Source organism: Streptomyces sp. GbtcB7 (assembly GCF_019091445.1).
Lineage (GTDB): Bacteria > Actinomycetota > Actinomycetes > Streptomycetales > Streptomycetaceae > Streptomyces > Streptomyces mirabilis.
This window is the reverse complement of sequence record NZ_JAGXJM010000005.1, coordinates 154,347-176,200: the sequence shown is the minus strand read 5'-3', so window position 1 is coordinate 176,200 and position 21,854 is coordinate 154,347. Positions and strand designations below refer to the sequence as shown.

At 71.4% G+C, this 21,854-nt stretch carries 14 protein-coding genes; 5 read left to right on the top strand and 9 right to left on the bottom strand.

Annotation, left to right across the window (positions count from 1 at the left end; all coding sequences use genetic code 11):
* Positions 1–20 precede the first annotated feature (20 nt).
* On the top strand, positions 21–1,034 hold the full coding sequence (locus KVT44_RS11060) for a Gfo/Idh/MocA family protein (RefSeq protein WP_217566890.1): 1,014 nt from the start codon (positions 21–23) through the stop codon (positions 1,032–1,034).
* Here KVT44_RS11060 and KVT44_RS11055 read toward each other — a convergent pair whose 3' ends face one another.
* Positions 1,035–3,056, bottom strand: coding sequence for a phosphocholine-specific phospholipase C (locus tag KVT44_RS11055; RefSeq protein ID WP_217566889.1), 2,022 nt, complete (start codon positions 3,054–3,056; stop codon positions 1,035–1,037).
* Between the two features lie 446 nt (positions 3,057–3,502).
* Here KVT44_RS11055 and KVT44_RS11050 point away from each other — a divergent pair, with 446 nt between their 5' ends.
* Entirely contained in the window at positions 3,503–4,933 is a 1,431-nt protein-coding gene (locus tag KVT44_RS11050) for a PP2C family protein-serine/threonine phosphatase (RefSeq protein WP_217566888.1), read from the top strand.
* Between the two features lie 80 nt (positions 4,934–5,013).
* On the opposite strand, the gene KVT44_RS11045 is transcribed toward KVT44_RS11050, so the two are convergent.
* Positions 5,014–6,516, bottom strand: a complete 1,503-nt coding sequence (locus KVT44_RS11045; protein ID WP_099924485.1) for a hypothetical protein — start codon at positions 6,514–6,516, stop codon at positions 5,014–5,016.
* Between the two features lie 233 nt (positions 6,517–6,749).
* Here KVT44_RS11045 and KVT44_RS11040 point away from each other — a divergent pair, with 233 nt between their 5' ends.
* Both KVT44_RS11040 and KVT44_RS11035 read left to right on the top strand, forming a co-directional pair.
* Positions 6,750–7,895 carry an aminoglycoside phosphotransferase family protein gene (locus KVT44_RS11040; protein WP_060898028.1) on the top strand — a complete coding sequence of 382 codons (1,146 nt, stop codon included), beginning with the start codon at positions 6,750–6,752 and terminating at the stop codon, positions 7,893–7,895.
* Positions 7,896–8,223: 328 nt separating this feature from the next.
* Positions 8,224–10,215, top strand: a complete 1,992-nt coding sequence (locus tag KVT44_RS11035; RefSeq protein ID WP_217566887.1) for an N-acetylmuramoyl-L-alanine amidase — start codon at positions 8,224–8,226, stop codon at positions 10,213–10,215.
* 60 nt (positions 10,216–10,275) lie between these two features.
* Here KVT44_RS11035 and KVT44_RS11030 read toward each other — a convergent pair whose 3' ends face one another.
* From KVT44_RS11030 to KVT44_RS11020, 3 genes are all read right to left on the bottom strand, one after another.
* Positions 10,276–10,641: a hypothetical protein gene (locus KVT44_RS11030; RefSeq protein WP_054232924.1), complete on the bottom strand. Its 366-nt coding sequence runs from the start codon at positions 10,639–10,641 to the stop codon at positions 10,276–10,278.
* A gap of 58 nt (positions 10,642–10,699) precedes the next feature.
* The gene (locus KVT44_RS11025; protein WP_217566886.1) at positions 10,700–11,704 is read right to left on the bottom strand and encodes a LuxR family transcriptional regulator; all 1,005 of its coding nucleotides are present in this window, start codon (positions 11,702–11,704) and stop codon (positions 10,700–10,702) included.
* 126 nt (positions 11,705–11,830) lie between these two features.
* A complete protein-coding gene (locus KVT44_RS11020; RefSeq protein WP_217566885.1) occupies positions 11,831–15,652 on the bottom strand; it encodes a S8 family serine peptidase in 3,822 nt (1,273 codons plus the stop codon).
* A 257-nt stretch (positions 15,653–15,909) separates the two neighbouring features.
* On the opposite strand from KVT44_RS11020, the gene KVT44_RS11015 reads away from it, so the two are divergent.
* A complete protein-coding gene (locus KVT44_RS11015) occupies positions 15,910–16,929 on the top strand; it encodes an LLM class flavin-dependent oxidoreductase (RefSeq protein WP_217566884.1) in 1,020 nt (339 codons plus the stop codon).
* A 16-nt stretch (positions 16,930–16,945) separates the two neighbouring features.
* Here KVT44_RS11015 and KVT44_RS11010 read toward each other — a convergent pair whose 3' ends face one another.
* The 4 genes from KVT44_RS11010 to KVT44_RS10995 form a co-directional block, all read right to left on the bottom strand.
* The gene (locus tag KVT44_RS11010) at positions 16,946–17,443 is read right to left on the bottom strand and encodes a hypothetical protein (protein WP_217566883.1); all 498 of its coding nucleotides are present in this window, start codon (positions 17,441–17,443) and stop codon (positions 16,946–16,948) included.
* A 214-nt stretch (positions 17,444–17,657) separates the two neighbouring features.
* The gene (locus tag KVT44_RS11005; RefSeq protein ID WP_217566882.1) at positions 17,658–20,549 is read right to left on the bottom strand and encodes an AAA family ATPase; all 2,892 of its coding nucleotides are present in this window, start codon (positions 20,547–20,549) and stop codon (positions 17,658–17,660) included.
* 152 nt (positions 20,550–20,701) lie between these two features.
* Positions 20,702–21,316 (bottom strand): ABATE domain-containing protein, encoded by a 615-nt coding sequence (locus KVT44_RS11000; protein WP_217566881.1) that lies wholly within the window; start codon positions 21,314–21,316, stop codon positions 20,702–20,704.
* Positions 21,317–21,572: 256 nt separating this feature from the next.
* Complete coding sequence (locus tag KVT44_RS10995; RefSeq protein WP_054232930.1) at positions 21,573–21,815, bottom strand: DUF397 domain-containing protein; 243 nt, start codon at positions 21,813–21,815, stop codon at positions 21,573–21,575.
* Positions 21,816–21,854 lie beyond the last annotated feature (39 nt).

Here is a 21,854-nt window from a genome sequence, read left to right as displayed (position 1 = left end):
TCTGCCGGAGAGGTGAGCGCGTGAGTGAGCTGTTGGGTGTCGCGGTCCTGGGTGCGGGCCACATGGGGGCCGACCACGTACGACGGATCGATCGGGTGGTGAACGGCGCCCGGGTGGCGGCGGTGGCCGATCCCGACACCGGACGCGCCAAGGACGCCGTCACCGGCATCGACGGTGTATCGGTGCACACCGAGGTGGCGGCGGCCCTCGACGCGCCCGGCGTACAGGCGGTGTTGATCGCCTCCCCCGGGCCCGCGCACGAGGAGGCGCTGCTCGCGGCCTTCGACCGCGGTCTGCCGGTGCTGTGCGAGAAGCCGATGGTGCCGGAGTCGGCCGGAGCACTCCGGGTGGTGGAGGCGGAGGCGCGGCTCGGCCGGAGGCTGGTGCAGGTCGGGTTCATGCGCCGGTACGACGCCGAGTACCAGCGCCTGAAGTCCCTGCTCGACAGTCGGCGGCTGGGCCGTCCGCTGATGCTGCACTGCACGCACCGCAATGTGTCCTCCCCGCCCGACTTCACCTCGGCGATGCTGGTCAACAGCTCCGTCTCGCACGAGATCGACGTGGCGCGCTGGCTGCTCGACCAGGAACTCACCGCCGTGACCGTGCTGCGCCCACGGCCGTCCGCGGGTGCCCCCGAGGGGCTTCTCGACCCCCAGTTCGTGGTGTTCGAGACGGCCGAAGGCGCCCTCGTCGACGTCGAGGTCTTCGTCAACTCCGGCTTCGGCTACCAGGTGCGCTGCGAGGCGGTCTGCGAGTCCGGGAGCGCGCGGATCGGGGAGGAGCACACCATGGTGGTGACGACGGCGGGCGGTGCCCGCGAGGAGGTGGCACAGGACTACCTCGTACGGTTCGCCGACGCCTACGACCGCGAGGTGCAGGCCTGGGTGGACGCCACCCGGCAGGGGAAGGTGACCGGGCCCAGCGCGTGGGACGGGTACGCGGCTTCGGCCGTCGCCGAGGCCGGGGTCCGGGCGCTGGAGAGCGGCGGCCGGGTGACCGTCGAACTCGCCCCGCGCCCGGACCTCTACGCGTGATCAGCCGCTGACGCTCGCCGTGCCCGTCTCGATGTGCCCGGTGAACCGGCGCGACCAGCTCCCGTCGGAGTCGACGGTGATCGTGAAGTCGTACCAGCCGTTCTGGTACGCGACGGCGTTGAAGAAGTCCTCGACCGAACCGCCCGCGGCGACGGTGTACGTCCACGGCCCGTCGCCGCGGTACTGGTTCGAGGTGATCGTGAACTTCACCGGGGCGGCCGAGGAGTTGGTCATCTTGAAGTAGAGGGCGGTCTTGCCGGTGCCGGGTTCGGTGGCGTAACGGGTGCTCACCTCGGCCGACTTGCCCGCCTGAGTCGCGTCGCCTTTGAAGCGGCGCAGGAAGCGGTTGGGGCCGGCCATGCTGAAGTCGTACTTGCCGTTGCCGAACCCCGAGCCGATGTTGAAGGAGTCGGAGGCGGTGGCGCCGGCGTCGACGGTGTACTGCCAGGGCGTGGTGTCGCGGTAGGCGTTCGGGTGGATCGACAGGTGCGCGGCCCTGCCGGCCGGGGTGCCCTGGTTGGCCATCGTGAACCAGGCGAGGACCTTGCCGCCCGACCCGAACTCCAGGTGGTCCAGGTAGCCGTTCGGCTGGTAGGGCAGGGCGCGGGCGGGTCGGGTGCCGGGCTCCTGGGCGGGCAGGGCGTTGGTGGTCGGCACCGGGTTGGGCAGGGGGCCGCAGGTGGCGATCCCGAGCACGCTCGTGGCGGGCAGCGGGACCGTCCCGTAGGCCGGGTTGCCGAAGTCGAAGACCCCGGTGAGGTCGCCGGTGACCTTGCGGCGCCAGGCGCTGATGGTGGGGCAGGCGGCGGGCTTGCCGAGCGCCGTCGTCCACGTCTCCAGGAAGCGCAGGACCGAGGTGTGGTCGAAGACCTCCGAGGAGACCCAGCCGCCTCGCGTCCAGGGCGAGATGACGAGCATCGGGACACGGAAGCCGAGACCGTACGGGACGCCGTTGAGGAACTCCCCCGCCGTGTTCGCGGGCGGGGCCGGGGGCGGCACGTGGTCGAAGAAGCCGTCGTTCTCGTCGTAGTTGAGGAACAGGACGGTGGAGTCGAAGACGTCCGGGTCGGCCGCGAGGGCCTTGTACACCAGGTCGACGAAGTGGGCGCCGTCCCCGGGCGGGGCATAGGGGTGCTCGGAGAAGGCCTGGTTGGCGACCACCCAGGAGACCTGGGGCAGGGTGCCCGCGAGGACGTCGGCCCTGATGGCGGCGGCTATGTCGTCGGGGGTGGAGCCGGTGACCTTCGGCACGGAGGCCATGCCGCGGTCGTACAGCGGGTCGCCCGCCTTCGCGGAGGCGAACTTCTTGAAGTAGGCGCAGCCGTTGTCACCGTAGTTGTCCTGCGCGTTCTGGTAGACCTTCCAGGTCACTCCGGCCGTCTGGAGCGCCTCGGCGTAGTTCTGCCAGGTCAGTCCGGACTCGTCGCCGCCGTCGTAGCTGGAGCCGTCGACCTTGCCGCTCCACAGGTAGGTGCGGTTGGGGCCGGTCGCGCTGAGTGCGGAGCAGAAGTAGGCGTCGCAGATCGTGTAGTTGTCGGCGAGCGCGTAGTGGAAGGGAATGTCGGAGCGGTCGAGGTAGCCGAGCGAGCGGACGTTGCCGACGCCGGAGACCCAGTTGTCGAGGCGTCCCTTGTTCCAGGCGGAGTGCTGCGAGGACCAGGAGTGCGGGAGGTCGCCGTTGCACTGTGCGAGGGTCTCGCCGTCCTTGCCGCCCGCGGCGGGCGTGGAGCTGAGCTTCCACGGGTACTGCCGTCCGGCGCCGTTCGGCTGGTTGAAGACGGAGTACCCGCCGGACAGGGTGATCCCGCTGCGGTCGTCGAAGCCGCGGACGCCCTTGAGGCGGCCGAAGTAGTGGTCGAAGCTGCGGTTCTCCTGCATGAGGACGACGACGTGCCGTACGTCCGAGATGGTGCCGGTCGTCGCGCCGGCGGCCGCCGCCGGGCGCGAGCCGACGCCCAGCGCGGCGCCCGCCGCCACGGATGCGCCGAGTCCCACGAAGCCTCTTCGGCTGATCGGTGTCATTCGCCCGCCCCCTCGTCACCGGAGTGCCCCTGCGGCACACCGCGCGACAGCGTGCACGTGGCAATCGCCAAGGGTCATACCGATGCGGTGAGGGACGAATGAACAGCGGCCGAACGCCGCCACTTTTCGTCCGTTCACTGTGAACGTGGGCCCCTCGTTCCCCGGCATGGACACGCCGCGTACATATGACCGTCGAACAAAGAAATGAAGGAGGGTCCCGGCCACCCCTGGAACCCCTCAAGTCACGTACGCTTTCTACGACTTGGGCGCGCGACCCGCGTACCGAATCCATGCCGGTTGACCCGTCCGTCTGGACTGCGGCATATGCCAGAAGCACCACCGGATCGTGTGTTGCCAAATCCCTTACAGGGCGTCGCGGGCTGTGCAACAGTCGTAACGGTCCTTCCGCCCAGCCTTGGTCGTACCGTCCCCCATCGGAGTGCGTCATGCCGTCCCATCTCTCTGCGGACCGCCCATCCGCCCAGCCGCCCCCGCGCGGCTCGGTCGACGCGCTCATTTCGCAGACGCGACGGTTGCGCGGCGAGATGGACGCCGTACGACGGGACGCTCCCCTCGACGGCACGGACCCCCAAGGACGCTGGCAGCGCGCGTTGTGCGATCTGGCGATGCACCAACTCGACGACCTCGACGAGCACTTGGCACAGTTGCGGGACGGACCCCCGCCGGTGACCGCGGAGCCGGCCGGTATGCCCGCCGCACCGGCCGTGTCGGCCGCGCCCCGGCGCGGCTCGCTGCTCAGCCGGGTGGGCAGTGCCGAGTGGAACCTGCTCACGGACGAGGCCAGTTGGTCCGGAGAGCTCTACGACATCCTGGGCCGCGACCCCGCCGCTCCCCCGCTCACCCTCGACGAACTGCCGTCGCTGATGCTCGACGAGGACCGGCCGATGCTGACGGCGATGGTCACCGACTGCCTCATCGACGCGAAGCCCATCGACGGCGAGTTCCGCATCGTGCGCCCCGACGGCGGGGTACGGACCGTGCACATGATGGGCGAGCCCGTGCTCGACACCGACGGCAGCACCGCCGCGATGTGGGCCGTGCTGCGCGATGTCAGCGAACTGCGCCGCAGCCAGCGGACGGTGAGCGAGAGCCGTGAGTCGCTTCAGCTGCACCGGCACCACGCGCAGAGCGAGCGCCGGCTCGCGGTCCAGCTGCAGGAGGCCGTGCTGCCGCCCTGGCGCGGCTCCCTGCGGTTCCCGCAGCGGGGCCCCGAGGCCCTGGACCTCGCCGCCCGCCATCTGCCCTCCTCGAACAGCGCGCTGATCGGCGGCGACTGGTACGACGCGATGGAACTGCCCGACGGAGCGACGCTGTTGAGTGTCGGTGACCTCACCGGGCAGGGCGTCACCGTCGCCTCGGGCATGGCGATGCTGCTCGGCGCCCTGCGCGGCATGGCCGTCGCGGGCACCCAGCCCGGGCAACTCATGTCCTGGCTCAACCAGTTGCTCGACGCCTCGGTGCAGCCGTCCCTCGGCAGCGCCGTCTGCTGCCGCTACCGGCCCGAGACCCGCACCCTCACCTGGGCGCAGGCAGGACACCCCGCCCCGCTGCTGTTCCGCAACGGGACGGGGCGCACGCTGGCAGCGCCGGACGGTGTGCTGCTCGGGGCGACCTCGGGGGCCGTCTACGGGCAGGCCGAAGAGACCCTCGAAGACGGCGACCTGCTGCTCCTGCACACCGACGGACTGGTCCCCGGACACTATGGAGCGCAAGCCGTCCAGAGGCTGCTCGACCTGGCCCCGCGCTTCCGCGGAGCCCGCACGGCCCAGGACTGCGTACGGACGGTTGTCGAGGAATTCGGCGAGAGTGAGCGCGAGGACGACGGCTGCGTACTCATCGCCAGGATCGGCTCATAGACCTCGCCGAGATCGGCTCAGGGACCGACCTGGAACGACCCGGCCTGGAACCCTCTACTGTGCACACGGGCAAGGAGTGCTCATGCCTGTGTGGTGGTGCCCCCGCGCTTCGGCCTGAGCGAGCCCTTGGGGAGGGCGAGTTGGATCTCCTCACGCAGTTCGTGGATCTTCGGGTAGCCGGAGTACTCGGCGGTGAGCCGGTACATCTCGCGCAGTCGGTCCCAGGTGCGGTGGGAGGAGTTCGCCCCCATCGACACCAGGGCCAGCCGGGCATAGCGGTCCGCCTGCTCGGGGTCGTCCGCGATGAAGCACGCCGAGGCCAGCGACAGCCAGTCGAAGATCTGTGACCGCTGCCGCCCGTTCTCCCGCAGATGCAACGCTTCCTTGGCGTGGCGCTGCGCCGTGGTCGCCGCGGCCGGGTCGTGCTCCGCGAGCGTCCGGTAAGCCAGGGCCTGCATGCCGTGCATGTCCGCCTCGTCGAACATCTGCATCCAGCTCGGCGGTGGCACATCACCCTTGTCGGAGACGAAGAGGTCCTCCGCCTCCCCCAGGGTGCGCCGCATGGCCTGGCCCTTGCCCATCGACGCCTGAGCCCAGGCCTCGATCGTGTAGAGCATGGCGCGGGTGCGCGGCAACATCTCGGAACCCGAGCCCGACTTGGCGAGCTTCATCAGGTCCAGGGCGTCGTCGGGCCGGCCGAGGTGCACCATCTGACGGGCGGCGCGGGAGAGCGCCTCCCCGGCGCGCGGCCGGTCGCCGCCTTCTCTGGCCGCGTGCGCGGCGATGACGAAGTACTTCTGGGCCGTTGGCTCCAGGCCGACGTCGTGCGACATCCAGCCCGCGAGGACGGCGAGATTGGCGGCGACGCCCCACAGGCGGCGCTGCAGATGGTCAGGGTGTCGGTAGGAGAGCATGCCTCCCACTTCGTTGAGCTGGCCCACCACGGCCTTGCGTTGCAACCCGCCGCCGCGGGCCGCGTCCCAGGCCCGGAACACCTCGACCGAGCGCTCCAGTTCCTCGATCTCCTGCGACCCGATGGGGGCGGCCTCGTAACGGTCGAACCCAGCGGGGTCGGCGTGCAGGGGATTGTCGACTACAGGGGCGTCGGCCACGAGGGCCGGATCGGTGTGGAGCCAGTCGTGCATGGCACTGCTGAGTGCGGATCCCGCGGCGAGCGCGGCACCCGCGCCCACCAAGCCGCGTCGGTTGAGCATGAGGTCCATTCCCGTGAATTCGGTGAGGACCGCAGCGGTTCGCTCGGGCGCCCACGGCACGCCGTCGGGATGTTCCACATTCCCGCCGCCCGGCCGTTTCCCCACACGCCCGTGCCGCACCAGACCGAGGTCCTCGATGGTCACGACACGGCCGAGACGCTCGGTGAAAAGAGCCGCCAGCACTCGCGGAACCGGATCGCGCGGGATCTCTCCCATGTCGATCCAACGCCGCACCCGTGAGGTGTCGGTCGCCAGCTGAGGGTGACCCATGGCCGCCGCCTGCTTGTTGACCAGCCTCGCGAGTTCGCCCTTGGACCAGCCGGCCAGGCCGAACAGATCCGAGAGACGAGTGTTGGGTTGTCCGTTCACGTCAAGCCCCCAGGTTCTCGGCTGAGTTGACAGTAACCCTCTGTCAGTTGCTGAGCGACTATTCGCCAGGGTTCGCCAGGGTGCGCCAGATGGTCTGCCACTGGGCATCCGGTGTCAGGTAGGAAAGCGCCACCCCGACCCGGTTGCCGAGGGACATTCCCCCAGGGTGTACCAGGGCGGCCGGGGCGGGTAGCGCAGCAACTTGCAGGCACACGAAGGGATCTGTTTCGCCCATGTACACAGCATCGTCCTCCGTGTCCGCTCCGCCCCGGTCGCTTCACCCCCGCCCGGCGGCGGCGGGCAGCGGCCCCTACCTCGACCCCGCTCGACCGGCGGCCCCCGTGCTCGGCGCCGGCAGGACGCGGCGCGTTCCGGGGCTCGGCACCCAACCGCTCAGCGGGAGAATCGACTTGTCCGGCCCTCAGGGCGCGCAGCTGCGCACGGCGATCGCGTCGGTGCACCGGATCTGTCCGGAGTTCGCTCCGGTCCAGGTACTGCGCCGCAGCGGGCGCTCCGTGCTCCTCGTCGGCACGACGGGGCGCAGCACGGCGGTCGCCAAGTGTTTACTGGACCACTCCTCGATCTGGGCGGAGCGGATCAGGCACGAAATAGCGGCATACCGATCGTTCGTGCGGCATAGGCCGCCGGTCCGGGTGCCCCGGCTGATCGCGGCGGACCCGGACAACTGCACCCTCGTGATCGAGCGGATGCCGGGGCGGGTGGCCGCGCTGCAGCGGCACCCGGCGGAGGCGCCGCCCCGCGCGGACATCCGGGCGGCACTGGGCGCGATCTGCCGGCTGAACGCGTGGCGGCCGCCGGCGGGGACGTTCGACGCCCCGCTGGACTACGCGGAGCGGATCTCCCGTTTCCATGAGCTGGGTCTGCTCACGGACCGGGACATGGGCGACCTGCAGAAGCTGGTGCACGGCATCGCGCACTCGGCGGGCCGTCAGGGCATGGGCCAGTTCTGTCACGGGGACGCGTTGCTGTCGAACATCCTGCTCTCGCCGGCCGGTCCAGTGCTGGTGGACTGGGAGCACGCGGGCTGGTACCTGCCGGGCTACGACCTGGCGACGCTGTGGGCGGTCCTCGGTGACGCTCCCGTGGCGCGCCGGCAGATCAGTCAGCTCGCGCAGTCCGCCGGTCCCGCGGCGCGCGACGCCTTCCTGGTGAACCTGATGCTCGTACTGACCCGGGAGATCCGTACGTACGAGACGGCCGTGCAGCGTTCGATGCACGACGCGACCCCGGCGGCACCGGGACCGGCCCATCCGGGTGCTGCGCCGTCCGGCGAGGAACAGCGGCTGCTGCTGCGGCGGCTGCACGACGACTGCCAGATGGCCCGTCGGGCCGTTCGAGCGGCGGTCGGCACTCGTTGACGGGGACGAAGGCCCGCGGTGCGCCTGAACGGCGGCACACCGCGGGCCTTCGTCACGCGGGGGCACTGCCGTGCGGCGCCGATGTACGGCGAGCGGCACTTCCCCGCCGGCATCCCTTCCGGGGCATCTTCACCCGTTCGCGCCACCGGTCCACTCCACTGACGCCTTGCAGGCCGTCCCGCTGCCGCCACGAAAACCTGTTCGTCCCTCGCTGACATGGAAAATCGCCTGCTCCTGGGCATGATTGACGGATCGTCGGAGAGCCGATACCACTGACCCACGTTCGGCCCGCACGCCCCACCGCGCTCGACCGTCCCAGGAGGCTGCATTGCGAGGATCCTTCACCGACCCCGAGGCCACCGCCGGGCACAGACGCGCGCGCCGTACCGCGGGCGCCGTCGCCTCGGCGGCGCTGATGCTGCCGCTGCTCGGCGCGGCACCGTCGAACAGCACCGCGCAGGCGTCCTCCGCTGGGCTCCAGCAGGCCTTCGTCGGCGCTGCCGCCGAGTACCACGTGCCGCTGAGCGTCCTGCTCGGCGTCTCCTACCTCCAGTCCCGCTGGGACGCGCACGCCGGCGCGCCGAGCGCCAGCGGCGGCTACGGCCCCATGCACCTCACCGACGCACGGACGGCGATCGCGGAAGCACCGCACCACAGTGATGGCACGGAGGACGCCCGCGGCGACAGCTCGCGCGCGCCCCTGCTGCCCACCACCAAGGTGCCGCAGAACTCCGAACTCCCGGCTCGGCTCAAGACGTTGACGAAGGCGGCCCGGCTCACCGGCCTGCCCGAGGAGCGGCTGCGCACCGACGCCGCCGCGAACGTGGCGGGCGGCGCCGCGCTCCTGGCCGCCGCGCAGAAGGACCTCGGCGAGCCGCTGAGCGACGACGCGGCCGACTGGTACGGCGCGGTGGCGCGCTTCTCCGGCGCGGACGACACCGCGACCGCGGCGACGTACGCCAATGACGTCTACGGAGTGATCCGCGAAGGCGAGGAGCGCACCACGGACGCCGGTCAGCAGGTCACGCTCGCCGCCCGGCCCGGACTGCGCCCCGACACCGCGCAGCTGCGGCGGGCCGGGCTGCGTACCGTCTCCGCCAAGAGCACGGAGTGCCCCACGTCCGTGTCCTGCGAGTGGATTCCGGCCCCGTACTCGGAGTTCGGCGACGGTGACTACGGGAACCACGACCTCGGTGACCGGCCCACGTCGCAGAGCATCAAGTACATCGTCATCCATGACACGGAGGGCAGCTGGGACGGCGTTCTGAAGCTGGTCCAGGACCCGACCTACGTGTCGTGGAACTACACCCTGCGCTCGACCGACGGTCACATCGCCCAACATGTGAAGGCGAAGGACGTGGCCTGGCACGCGGGCAACTGGTATATCAACGCCAAGTCGATCGGCCTTGAGCACGAGGGATTCCTCGCCTCGCCGGACGCCTGGTACACGGAGGAGATGTACCGGGCCTCGGCCCGGCTGGTGACCTACCTCGCCGAGAAGTACCGCGTTCCGCTGGACCGGCAGCACATCCTGGGCCACGACAACGTGCCGGGCCCGACCACGTCGACCATCCCCGGCATGCACACGGACCCGGGCCCGTACTGGGACTGGCAGCACTACTTCACCCTGCTCGGCCACCCCTTCCAGCGTGCGACGAAGGCGAAGACGAGGACGAGTGGCGGTCTGGTCACCGTGCTGCCGGACTTCGCGGAGAACCAGCCCCGGTACACGGGCTGTGTCACCAGCGGCGAGTCCTGCGCGGCGCACGGCTCCAGCGAGGTGCGGCTCTACTCCCGGCCGGACGAGACCTCGCCCCTGATCAAGGACATCGGGCTGCGTCCCAAGGGCGGCGACTCGACGATCGATGTGAACGATGTGGGTTCACGGGTCTCCACCGGACAGCGGTACGCGGTCGCGGACCGTGACGGCGACTGGACGGCGATCTGGTACCTGGGCCAGAAGGCCTGGTTCAAGAACCCGCAGGGCCGGCCGACGGCGGTGAACGCCTCGGGTCAGGTCGTGACCCCCAAGGCCGGCGTCACAGAGATCCCCGTGTACGGGCGTGCCTACCCGGAGGCGGCGGCGTACCCCGCGGGCGTGCCCGTCCAGGCCGTCTCACCGCTGCCGTACAAGATCCAGGCAGGCCAGAAGTACGCGGTCGGTGACAAGGTGCCGGGCGAGTACTTCTACGCGCCGACGTTCGACACGGCCCCGCACAGGGTCGTGATCGGCAAGGACATGTACTACGAGATCCAGTTCGGCCACCGGGTGGCGTTCGTGCGGGCGGCGGACGTGAACCTGACGCGCTCGCGCGCATAGGTGCCGGGGGGCGGGGGCCGGGCCGCGGACAGCGCCCCGGCCCCGGCTTCCGTACCGTCGTTACTCCGACCAGTCGAGCTGGTGTTCCGGCACCCCGAAGGTCCATCCCACCGCCCGGGCCTCGGCCCGGGCCGCACGGTCGCCCCGCGCATAACGCAGAACCCGCCCCGGGAACACCACGAACGTCTCGTCGGCGGACCGCAGATCCGCGTACCAGCCGGGCTGGTCCAAGGCCCCCGATATCGCCTCGGCGACCTCCGCCGCGCGCGCCGCCGCCACGCTGAACTCGATGACCGTCCAGACATCCGGCTGCCCGGGCCCGACGTTCTGCGGACGGAACCGATAGATCTCCCGGGCTTCTATCCGCAGGTCCTTCAGGTGGGTGCCGACCTTCAGGCTTTCCACGATGAGTGAACCGTCGGTCATGGGGACTCCTGTCGATGGCGGGCGTACTGCCCGGAGACGGGCGCCGGGCCCATCTCCGCTACACCCAGTCCCGGCGAGCGGCCTGCCAGGCCAGTTGCATACGGGTGGCCGCCCCGGCGAACGTCATCAGTTGCTGGATATGACGTTGGACCGTACGCCTGCTCAGGCCCAGTTGCGAAGCGATCGCCTTGTCCGTGACGCCTGCGACGAGCAGGGAGAGCAGCCGTCGGTCCGTGGTGGAGAGGGAGTCGGCGCCGGATGTCCCGTCAGTTCCGCTGACCGTTCCGGTGTCGTCGACGTGCAGGGGGACGGCGTCGTCCCAGTAGCGTTCGAAGAGTGCGATGAGCGCGGCGAGGAGACTGCTGTCGCGCACCAGGGCCGCGGTGGGTTCCTCGGGGCTGCCGTGCGGACCGCCGGGTACGAGGGGGCAGATGGCGATGGCGCGGTCGGACACGGCGAGCCGCAGGGGCAGATGGGGTACCGCGCGGGCGACTTCACCCGCCCGTACGCCCTCGATAACGTTGTCCACGGCTCCCTCGTCGTCGAAGAACGCCTTCTCGTAGAGGACCCGATAGCGCACCCCGCGGGCCAGGGCGTCGAACTCCGCCTCGTTGCTGCCCGACGGCATGGCGACGTACTGGGCCTTGCAGAACCACAGCATCTCGTCCTGGGTGTCCGCCTGGATGCGGCGGAGGTGCTGGCGCAGCGCGTCCGCCCCGGTGATCACCTCGATGAGCTCGCCGGCGTCGCGCCGACGCATGGTGTCCCGGTAGGTCGCCAGCAGGGCGGTGGCCGTGACGCGGGCCTGGTCGAGGGCGTCGGCGTTGCGTTTGAGCCGGGGCATGAGGGCCACATCGGGTGGCGTGGCCCGGTAGAGCCGTGGTGATCCATCGGTGTGACTGGCCAGTCCCCTGGCCGTGAGCGCCTCGAGGATCTGTGCGGCGTCCGCGGTGGTGGCACCCGAGCGGATCGCGAATTCGCGTGCCGAGGCGTTGCTCATCGTCACCAGGATCCGGTAGGCGGACTCCTCGGCATCGGTGACCCCGGCGGCTTCCAGTGTCACGGCGCTCTCCTTGGTCCCACCCCGTCCAACGGTTGAACACCGTACTGCATCCGTGTGGACGGGCGGCGGGTGCACGGCCGCGTCGCTCCGCCGTGCACCCGCCGTGCGCGCTGTGCGCAGCCGTGTCTACCCCTGTTGCAGGTAGGCGCGTTGCACCGTCTGTCGGACACTGTTGCCGAGCCGGTCCCGCGCCGTGACCCGCAGGGTCACATACGCGTCGCCGTGGCCGGAGGGCCTGGTGACGGTGGCCCGGAAGGCGTTGTGCCCGCGGTCCTGGACCGCCGCACCGCCCCAGTGCCTGCCGTCGTCGTAGGACACCTCCACGCGCAGGGACACTCCACGCGGGGCGGGCTGCCCGTCCTGGGCTCGGACGGCCAGGCCGATGGTGTGCGTCCGCCCGGCTCCCACCGCGTTGTGTGCGTCGACCGGTACGTCGTAGTCGAGTTGCAGCAGGGACAGCGGTGTCGCCATGGCCGTGGTCGCGGAGCGGAAGGACCAGGAGGTGTCCGTACGGGCGGCGAACGCCCACTCGTCGTCCACGCGCGAGGTCGTCAGGTCCAGCCGGTAGTCGGCTGCGCCCGGGGCGACCTCGAAATCGGTCCAGGCGCTGTCGGCGTCGGCGACCTTCACCCCGTCGCGGTAGAGCGCCGCGGCTGCCGTGTCACCGCCCGGCGCGTCGGCCGCCGTGGCGAGTCCGCCCACCCCGCCGCCGTCACCGGCGAGCAGCCGTGACCAGTGACCCGCCGTGGAGTCGGTGAACTCCGGGATGCGCAGGGCCAGTACGTCTCCGGTCCGTACCGAGGGCGTCGTGGTGCCCCGGGGGATCGAGGGACGCACCACTGCCCCCTGCCATCGCTCGTCGAGGTGCTCGCCGGGCCGGTAGGTGCGGGGCGCGTCGTTCATGCCCACGGCCAGCGGCATGTCGACGTCGAACGTGGTCGTGTGATGCACCCGGTGCAGCCAGGCCGTGCCGTTCGCGCTGACGTACTCGGTGCGTACGAAGCCCGTCGGCACATAGCGGGTGTACTGCAACCAGGCGGTGTCCTGGTAGGGGCGCCGGGCGAACCGCTGTTCACTGGCCCAGGGCGCTCCTCCATTGTCGGCGTACGTGGTCCGCAGCACCGCGCTGTTGCGCTCGGACACCGTGTACACGACCTGCCGGGGTATCTGTTGGGACGACGTCTGCATGACGTCGTAGAGGTACGGGCTCTTCGCCGTTCCGGTGAATCTGACGGTGGTGCTCGGGTGCTTCTTCAGCCGGTCGAGCAGGGCGGCGCCCGCCGCCTTGCCGATACGAACGGCCGGCACGGCCTCGCGTTCGCCGTCGGGGCTCCAGCGCGTCCAGGCGATGTCGGCGAAGTGGGTCATCAGCAGTCCGCGTACGCCCGCCGCGGCCGCCTGCCGGGTCAACTCCCGCTCGTTGGTGCCCTCTTCGTTGCGGACGATCGCGAGTTTGCCGCGGGCCCGGCTGAAGTCGGGCTTGGCGAAGGTGCCCGCGTCCACGGCGGTCAGGGTGATACCGCCGGTGGCGAACAACGGCGAATCCGGCATGTAGTACGGATTCAGGGCGAGGTCGCTGCCCGACACCTTCGCCTCCAGCAGCGGGGCGACCAGCTGCCAGCGCGAGGCGAACTCGAAGGTGCCGTCGGTGACGGCCGCGGTGGGGCTGACATACAGCCGCTTGGCCAGATCGAAGTACATCGTGCCCTGGAGGAGGCTGTGTCCGTCGATCTGCCGGTAGGTCTGGTAGTCGAGGATGCCGCGCTGTTCGGCGGGCCTGGGCGTGCGGATGTCGACCTTGGTGGTCTTGCGCGCGTCCAGGGTGACGGCCGTGTCCTTGGTGACCTTCACCTCCGGCAGGACGACCTGGCGCAGTTCCTGTCCGTCATCGGCCGTGTCCAGGCTGGAGTAGTCGAGTTGATAGGTGCCTTCCTCGACTTCGGCGACGGCCGGCTCGGTGCTGACGTAGTCGACGAATCCGTCCGTGCCCCAGATGGTGGGCAGTGCCTGGACGCGGTTCCCGTCGTGGTCGTAGGTGGTGACGGTGAGCTTGTGGATGGGGCCGTGCACCACGATGCTCACCGTGGTGTGGACCTTGACCGCGCCGTCGGCCGTGGTGGCGATGACATAGCCGTAGTAGTCGCCCCGGCCGGCCCGGGAGGGGTCCACCGTCAGCGGCACGTCCACGGTGGCACCGGCGGCGATCCGCACCGCGTCGGAGCCGAGTCGCAGCGCACCGGTCGTGAGTTCCCGGCCGCCGGTGGTGGCGAGGTGGGCGGCGAGCGCGAGGGTGACGTCCTTGTCCGAGGTGTTGGTGTAGCGGACGGTGGCCGTGCGCGGGGCGCCGTTGTCGCCGCCGGTCCCGTAGGGTCCCAGGGCCACACTCCCGGTGGCGGTGACCGGTCCGAGCGCCGCCGCGGCCACGTCGACGCGGCCGCCGCCCTCCTCGGTCACCTGCTGTCCCCCGACGGTGTTCGCCGTGCTGATGAGCGCGTCCTTGAGCCGCTGTCCGCTCCAGGTCGGATGCGCCTGGGCGAGCAGGGCGGCGGCGCCCGTCACATGCGGGGTGGCCATCGACGTACCGGAAGCGGCCACGTAGTACTGGTCCACCGGTTCGCCCATGGTGGTGCCCGCCGCGCGGGCCGCGACGATGCCCACGCCCGGGGCGGTGACATCGGGCTTGACCGCGCGGTCGCCGTGGCGCGGACCGCGGCTGGAGAACGGGGCGAGTGAGTCGTCGCGGTCCACCGCGCCCACGGTCAGTGCGGCGTCCGCCGCGCCGGGTGAGCCGATGGTTTCCTGGCCCTGCTCTCCGCTGTTGCCGGCGGCCACCACGAACAGGGCGCCGCTGGTGTCGCTGAGTTCGTCGACGGCGAGGCTCATCGGGTCGGTGCCGTCGCTCACCTCGTCCGAGCCCAGGCTCATGTTGACGACCTTGGCGCCCTCGGCGGCGGCCCACTCCATGCCGTCGATGACCTGCGACTCGGTTCCGTAGCCGTCGTCCCCGAGGACCTTGCCGATCAGCAGGTCGGCGCCCGGTGCCACCCCCTTGCGGGTGCCGCCGGACGCGGCGCCGGTCCCGCCGACCGTGGAGGCGACGTGGGTGCCGTGACCGAAGACGTCACCGGTCCCGGAGCTGCCCGAGAAGTCCTTCGCCTGGCTGATGCGTCCGGCCAGGTCCGGATGGGTCTGATCGACGCCGGTGTCGAGTACCGCGACCTTGACGGAGGTGCCGTCGTACCCGGCCTTCCAGACCGCCGGGGCGTTGATCTGTCCGGTGCTGCGGTCGAGGGTGGCGTCGACCCGGCCGTCCAGCCAGATCCTGGGCGTGGCGGCCACGCCCGCGGCGCTCACCCTGTTCGGGGCGGGGGCGAGTTGCTTCCAGAACCGGTCCAGGTCGTCGTCGGAGATCCGGACCGCCTGCGCGTCGATGCTGTCCAGCGTGCGGGTGGGCGCGTCGTCCTCGGTCAGCGTGGTGAGCCTGCGCACCGCGGAGGCCGGGACACCGTCCGGCCGGCCGATGATCAGGGGGAGCGTGTCGGTGTGCGCCGCGTCGTACTTCTGTTTGATGAGTGCGCTGACGTTGAACAGCTGCCGGTCCAGGCGCCCGGCGGAGACCAGGTCCTGGGCGTCGGAGGGCAGAACCGTCAGGTCACCGTCCTGTTCCACGGTCCGGAACAGGATGCCGCGCCTGCCGCTGCCGGGCTCGACGGCGGCGATCCGCTTGCCGTCGCCGTCCGTCGTGACGGTCACACGGTCGCCGGTGATCAGCCGCACGGTGGCGCTGCCACCGGCCGAGCCTCCCACCGGGACAGCCGTGGCTGCCGTTGCCGTCGTGGTCGTCCCGGCCGTACTGGACACACCAGCCGCTCCGGCCGCCGATGGCATGCCGCCGGCGGTCAGCGCCAGGCCGGCCGATATCACCGCCGCGAGGCGGATGCGTCTCATCTGATCAGAACCTTTCCGTGCATGGTTGTGCGCGTGAGGAGATCTTCATGCGGGTGCTGCACAGAATCCGCTGCCGCCGGACGCGATGTCACCGTTTCCCCGTGGCGCGGATGGGACATGTCGCAACCGCGCCACCCCGCGGACTCCGTGGACGTCGGGGCGGGAGCGCGGAAAACGCCTGCCACCCTGGGCATAGCCGCTGTGGCGCTGACGTTCGACTGTTCAACAGAGATCGTCGCGAACGTTGGAGGAGCCTCGTGCCACTGCCCTCACACCCCTTGCGGAAGCTGGGCTTCTTGACCATCGGGTTGTTCGACGAGGCCGACCCGCGGCGGGGTCACGAGTCGACGCTGGAGATCATCGAGCTCGGTGAGCGGCTGGGATTCGACAGCGCGTGGGTGCGACACCGTCATCTCCAGTACGGGATCTCCTCCCCCGTGGCCGTGCTGGCGGCGGCCTCGCAGCGCACCAGCCGGATCGAGCTGGGGACGGCGGTCATACCGGTGGGGTGGGAGAACCCGCTGCGGCTGGCCGAGGACCTTGCCACGGTCGACATCCTGTCCGGGGGCCGCCTCAACCCGGGCGTCAGCGTCGGCCCGCCGATGCACTACGACCAGGTCAAGCAGGCCCTCTACCCCGACACCGGCGACGTCGAGGACTTCAGCTACGCCCGCGTGGAACGGCTGCTGGACTTCGTGCGCGGCAAGTCGGCGACCGACTTCAGTGGCGTCGAGGGCTTCGAGGTGTTCTCCGACCGCGTCCAGCCGCACGCCGCGGGTCTGGGCCGGCGCTTGTGGTACGGGGGCGGCAGCCTGCGCTCCGCGCAGTGGGCGGGCGAGCACGGGATGAACCTGCTGACCAGCAGTGTCGTCAAGGCGGAGGAGTCCGAGGACTTCGCCGAGATCCAGCGGTCGCACATCCGGACGTTCCGCGCCCACCACCCCGACGGCGACCGTGCCCGGGTCTCCCAGGGCCTCGTCGTCATCCCCACCGACAGCGCCTCACCCGAGCAGCGTGAGAAGTACGAGGAGTACGCCCTGAAGCGCACTCCTCGTACCGCGACCCCGCAGGGCCCGGCCCGGATGATGTTCGCGCCCGATCTCGTCGGCACTTCCGAGGAGATCGCCGAACGGCTGTACGCCCACGCCGCGTTCCGGGAGGTCGACGAGGTCGCGTTCGCGCTGCCGTTCACCTTCGGGCACGAGGACTACGTGCAGATCCTCACCGACATCGCCACCCGGCTCGGTCCGGCACTCGGGTGGCAGTCGGCCGCCTGAACGCGGCGCCGGGGCCTCAGCCCTGCTGGAACAGCTCCGGGGGCAGGGGCTTGAGCAGGGCGTACAGGTCGTCGGTGATGGGACGGTCCCAGGCGGCGATGGTCACCAGGACGTTGTCGTCGCGGTCGAACTGCACGCAGGAGATGCGGGTCTCGGAGAGCTTGAGACGGCGCACGATGAGGAGACCGTCACCCTGCATCACCGGGATGTCCTCGGTCCCGGTGACGGTGACCTCCTCGTCGTTCTCCAGCGCCAGCAGCAGCTGGGCCACCTCGAAGGGGATCTCGTCCTCGGCGACGTCGCGGGCCGGGGAGCCCTCGGGCAGATTGCCGATGATCATCGCAGGACCACGGCCGCCGAACAGGTCGTAGCGCAGGAAGACACCCTGGCAGCTGCCGTCGGGGGCGGGCAGCAGACCGGCACCGAGATTGCCCGGCCAGTCACCCGGATCCATGGCCAGAACGTCGAAGTCGGGCCCGGCGGGCGTGGCGCTGCGGCGGCGGAGGAAGGACATGCCGCAATGGTACGTGCCCGGGCGCGAACCGGGCCTCGGGGGCGTCCCCCGCGCGTGGCCGCCGGACCCGGCTGTGCGCGGTTGCTGGACCCGGCTGTGGATGGTTGCCGGACCGGCTGTGCGTGGCCACCGGACCGGCTGTGCGCGGTCACCGGACCGGCTGTACGTGGTTGCCGGACCGGTTGTGGATGGTTGGCGCACCGGGCGCGCGTGGCTACCGAACCGTTTGCTGGCCCAGTGCCGCCGCCAGTCCCGTACGGTCCGTGCCCACCTTCCGGTAGACCGCAGAGAGCAGGCGGACAACGGCCGGTTCCTCGGTCCCCAGCTCCTCGGCGACCTCGGTGGTGGTGCGGCCCCGGGCGGTGAGCGTGGCGGCCGCGCGTTCACGGGCGGTGAGCGTGTCCGTCTCGGTGCTGTGCAGGCGGCGCGGGCGCAGCCCGGCGGCGGCCAGCTCGGCGCGGGCCTCGTCGCCGAGGCCGTCGGCGCCGCACTGCATGGCCGCGTCCAGTCCCCGGTAGAGGTGTTCCGCGGCTTCCTTCGGAGAGCCCGAGCGGCGCAGTTCGGTGCCCAGGGCGACCAGCGCGCAGGCCAGTTCGTAGGCGGCCGGGGAGCGCTCCAGATGGCTGACGGACTCTTCGAGGAGCTTGACGCGGGTCGAGCCGGAGGAGACGTCGGCGGCGGCCCGCAGCGCCTGTCCGACGGCCGAGGGGGCGCCGAACTGGCGGGCGCGGTGCACCGCTTCGAGTGCCGTGGCGACAGCGCGTTCCGGCGCGTCGTGCCGTTCGGCGCGGGCGAGGTGGAGCTGCCAGGGGCACCAGGAGGGGTTGCGCATGCCGCGCGGGTCCAGGCGGCGTCCGGCCGCTTCGAGCTCGGCGGCGGCTTCCTTGGTGAGGCCGCGGGCGAGCAGCAGTTCGCCGTGCACGGTCTGGACGTCGGGGAAGGTGACGGCGGCCGGGAAGGGCGCGCCGAACGCGTGGTCCTCGCCGATCTGGGCGGCCTCGGTGACGCGGCCGCGGGCGAGCAGGATCTCGATGATGACACCGACGGCGTACCAGTGGACGGGGGTTCCGGCGCCGACGCGTTCGGCGAGCCTGAGGCCCGCGCGGGCGAAGTCCTCGGCCTCGGCGAGTCGGCCGCGGCGGTAGCGGACGTATCCGAGGAGGGTGTAGCCGAAGGAGAGGTGGGCGCCGTGCCAGCCCTGGGACTCGAAGTCGGCGATCCCGGCGGCGAACAGTTCCTCGGTGCGGCCCGGGCGGTCGGCGTACATGAAGGTGAGGGCGACCAGGACGGGCACCTCGAAGCCGCGGTCGGCCTCGGCCCAGCGGATCCCTCCGGCGAGGGCGCGTTCGGCGTGGTGGAGCGCGACGTGGGCGGGCTCGCCGCGCAGGGTGGCGTCCCAGGCGCGCAGGCCGATGACATAGCGCTCGGTGAGGTCGCGGCCGGTGAGCCGGTCGGCGAGGCGGGCCAGGCGGCGGGAGCGGGCCGGGGAGTCGGGTTCGTCGGCGCGGAAGGCGTCCCACATGAACTGTTCGGACTGCATCCGCAGCCGCACCCGGGCGTCGCCGGTCACGCGGATCTCACGGGCCAGCGTCTCGGAGGCCTCGGCGAGCCGGTCGCTGTGGGCGAGGACCTGGGAGAGCCGGTAGACGATGTTGTGGCGCAGTTCCGGGTCGGTGATGGGTTCTTCCAGGGCGGCCCGGAGGTGGTTGACGGTGGTCGCCGGTTCGGTGAGCAGGGAGGCGCAGCCCAGTTCGTGGAGGACCGCGGCCCGCTCCTTGAGGGGTGGCGGCTCGCGCAGGGCGCGGGCGAGGTAGCGGCGGGCGGCGTCGGGGGCTCCGGCGCGCTGGGTCTCGCGGGCGGCGGCGCGCAGCTGCTGGACGACCCAGTTGTCGCCCTCGGGGTGGGTCTCCATGAGGTGACGGGCGGCGGCGGAGGGGCCGAGCCCTTCGTTGATGACGCACCAGGCGGCCTGGCCGTGCAGGGCCACGCGGACGGCGCCGGGGATGGCGCGGTAGACGGCGGTGGCGATGAGGGGGTGGACGAACTCCAGGGTGTCGGCGCCGGCGAGGATACGGGCGCCGCGCAGGGCGTCCGCGGCGTCGGCGGCCTCCTCGGAGCCGAGGCCGGCCACGGCGGCGGCCAGGGTCGGCGGGATCTCGGTGCCGAGGACGGCGCAGGCCCAGGCGAAGCGCACGGTGGAGGCGCCGAGGCGTTCGAGGCGGGCGATCAGGCCGCTGCCCTTGACGGCGGCGGCGAGGTCGCGCAGCAGGTGCGCCCCCTCCTCGGTCGGGACCAGCCCGCGGTCGCGGACCTTCGCGGTCAACTCCACCGCCTCGAAGGGGTTGCCCGCGGTGACCGCCCAGCACTCGCGGCAGAACACGTCGTCGGCCTCGGTGCCGAGGTCCTCGCGGACGAGGTCGGCGACGGCGGCGGCGCTGAGCGGTTCGAGGTCGAGGGGGCGCTGGCCCGCGCGTCCGGGAAGGCTCCTGAACGCCTCGGCGTGGTCGGGGAGTTCGTCGGGCCGGTAGGCGACGGCGAGCAGCAGCGGAAGTTCCTCGACGCGCGGCGCGAAGGCGGCGAGCCAGCTCAGTGACTCGGGGTCGGCCCAGTGCGCGTCGTCGAGGACGAGCACCATCGGGGCGCGCTGCACCGCGAGGTGGGTGAGCACCCAGTCGAGGCCGTCGCGCAGGCCCTGCTGGTCGGGCGGGGCGCCCTCGGACGGGGCGCACAGGCCGAGCGCGGGGCCGACGATGGCGTACCAACTCCCCAGCTGGGCGCGGAGTTCCGCCTCCGCGATCCCGGCGAGCTGGGGTTGCAGGAGCTGGCGGGCGACGTGGAAGGCGACGCCCTGTTCCTGGTCTCCGCCGCGCGCGGACAGGACGGTGCAGCCCTGGGCGGCGGCGCGCCGCCGTACCTCGGCGAGGAGCGTGGTCTTGCCGATTCCGGCGCGTCCGGCGAAGGCGAGGAGCGCGCCGCGGGGCCGCTCGGATGCTTCGGTTCCGTCCTCGCGCAGACCGGTGAGCTCGTTCAACGCCTCGTCGGCGGCGGCGAGTTCACCCTCCCGTTCGAAGAGTGTCCTTCTGCTGCGTACAGCGCGTTGTCCCATGATCCACCCCCTGGCCACGGTGGTGCGGTCCACGCGGGGAGCGGATGCGTACCGTGACCTCCAGGGACCTCAGAGTACGCTCGTAGCGCCTCGTGGGGAGCCCTTCCGTCGCTACCCGGCGCGGCCTTCGGCCGACCGACCGGATTCTTCGGTCAATCCCCCACGGCCTGCGCGGATTTCCTGTGCCGTTCGTGATGGCGGGCGACACGTGCACGGTTCCCGCACGAGGGTTTGCACCACTCCTGTCGCGGGTGTTCCTTGATGAAGTAGCGCACGCAGCGCGGCGCGTGACAGGCGTGCAGCCGCGACCGGTCCGGGCCCGCGAGGAAGGCGAGGGCGGCGCGGGCGAGCAGTGCCGGGAGGGGAGCGGCGCCGTCCACGGCTTGTCGGCGTACGACGGGTTCGGCGCCGTCGTCCCAGGTGAGGACGGGGACGGTCGGCGCGAGGGCGGCGGCGGTGTTCAGGCACAGCACGGCCTGCGGTACGGGAAGCAGCCGGGCGGCGTCGGCCGGGCTGGGGTCGCCGGGGTGCACGGCGCGGGCGAACAGGGCGCGGACCGCGGCGCGCAGGTCGCGTACGGCGGCGAGCGCGGCGGCGTCGGCGATGAAGGCGTCGGCTCCGGGCAGCAGGTCGGCGTGCCCGCGCACCCAGGTGGTGAGTCCACCGGGTTCCGTGAGGTCGTCGGCCACTCCGCCCTGTCCGTCGTGCCGGATGGTGAGGGCGAGGTCCAGGGCGAGCCGGGTGTCCGCGTCGATCGAGTCCGCCATGACGCTAATGATAGGTACACGTGCACCCATTAGCCGCATGGGGCCGCCGTGCCGTCCAGTCGTACAGAGCCGCCGTGCCGTTCAGTCGCTCGGGGCCATCGTGTCGTTCACGGATCGCCCGCCCCAAAGAAGAAGCCTCGTCCTGGGACCGGGCCCCGGCTCGGGCACCGGCCCCGGGACGGGACCCACGTCGCGTATCGCCTCCTCGTACGGGGCGTCGGCTCGCAGTCTCGACGTCAGGTCGGGTCAGGTCGGCTCAGGTCAGGTCGAACTCTCCCTCGCGGGCGCCCGACACGAACGCGCCCCACTCGGCCGGTGTGAAGATCAAGGAAGGGCTCGCGGGGCGGCCACTGTTGCGCATCGCGATGAAGCCCTCGACAAAAGCGATCTGGACGTCTCCCCGCCCTCGGCTGCTGGACTGCCATTCGGCGTTGCTGAGGTCCAGCTCAGGCTTGTCCCACCCCGCCAGCGGGTGCTGCTCGATGGTGCTCTCGGCCACGTCCGTGCTCCTCCCGGTTCGTCGTCCGCCGCCAGCCTA

Excerpts from the sequence above, each read along its gene's own strand:
- KVT44_RS11055 (WP_217566889.1), bottom strand. The coding sequence starts at position 3,056 with ATGACACCGATCAGCCGAAGAGGCTTCGTGGGACTCGGCGCATCCGTG.
- KVT44_RS11050 (WP_217566888.1), top strand. The coding sequence starts at position 3,503 with ATGCCGTCCCATCTCTCTGCGGACCGCCCATCCGCCCAGCCGCCCCCG.
- KVT44_RS11040 (WP_060898028.1), top strand. The coding sequence starts at position 6,750 with ATGTACACAGCATCGTCCTCCGTGTCCGCTCCGCCCCGGTCGCTTCAC.
- KVT44_RS11030 (WP_054232924.1), bottom strand. The coding sequence starts at position 10,641 with ATGACCGACGGTTCACTCATCGTGGAAAGCCTGAAGGTCGGCACCCAC.
- KVT44_RS11020 (WP_217566885.1), bottom strand. The coding sequence starts at position 15,652 with ATGAGACGCATCCGCCTCGCGGCGGTGATATCGGCCGGCCTGGCGCTG.
- KVT44_RS11010 (WP_217566883.1), bottom strand. The coding sequence starts at position 17,443 with ATGTCCTTCCTCCGCCGCCGCAGCGCCACGCCCGCCGGGCCCGACTTC.
- KVT44_RS11005 (WP_217566882.1), bottom strand. The coding sequence starts at position 20,549 with ATGGGACAACGCGCTGTACGCAGCAGAAGGACACTCTTCGAACGGGAG.
- KVT44_RS11000 (WP_217566881.1), bottom strand. The coding sequence starts at position 21,316 with ATGGCGGACTCGATCGACGCGGACACCCGGCTCGCCCTGGACCTCGCC.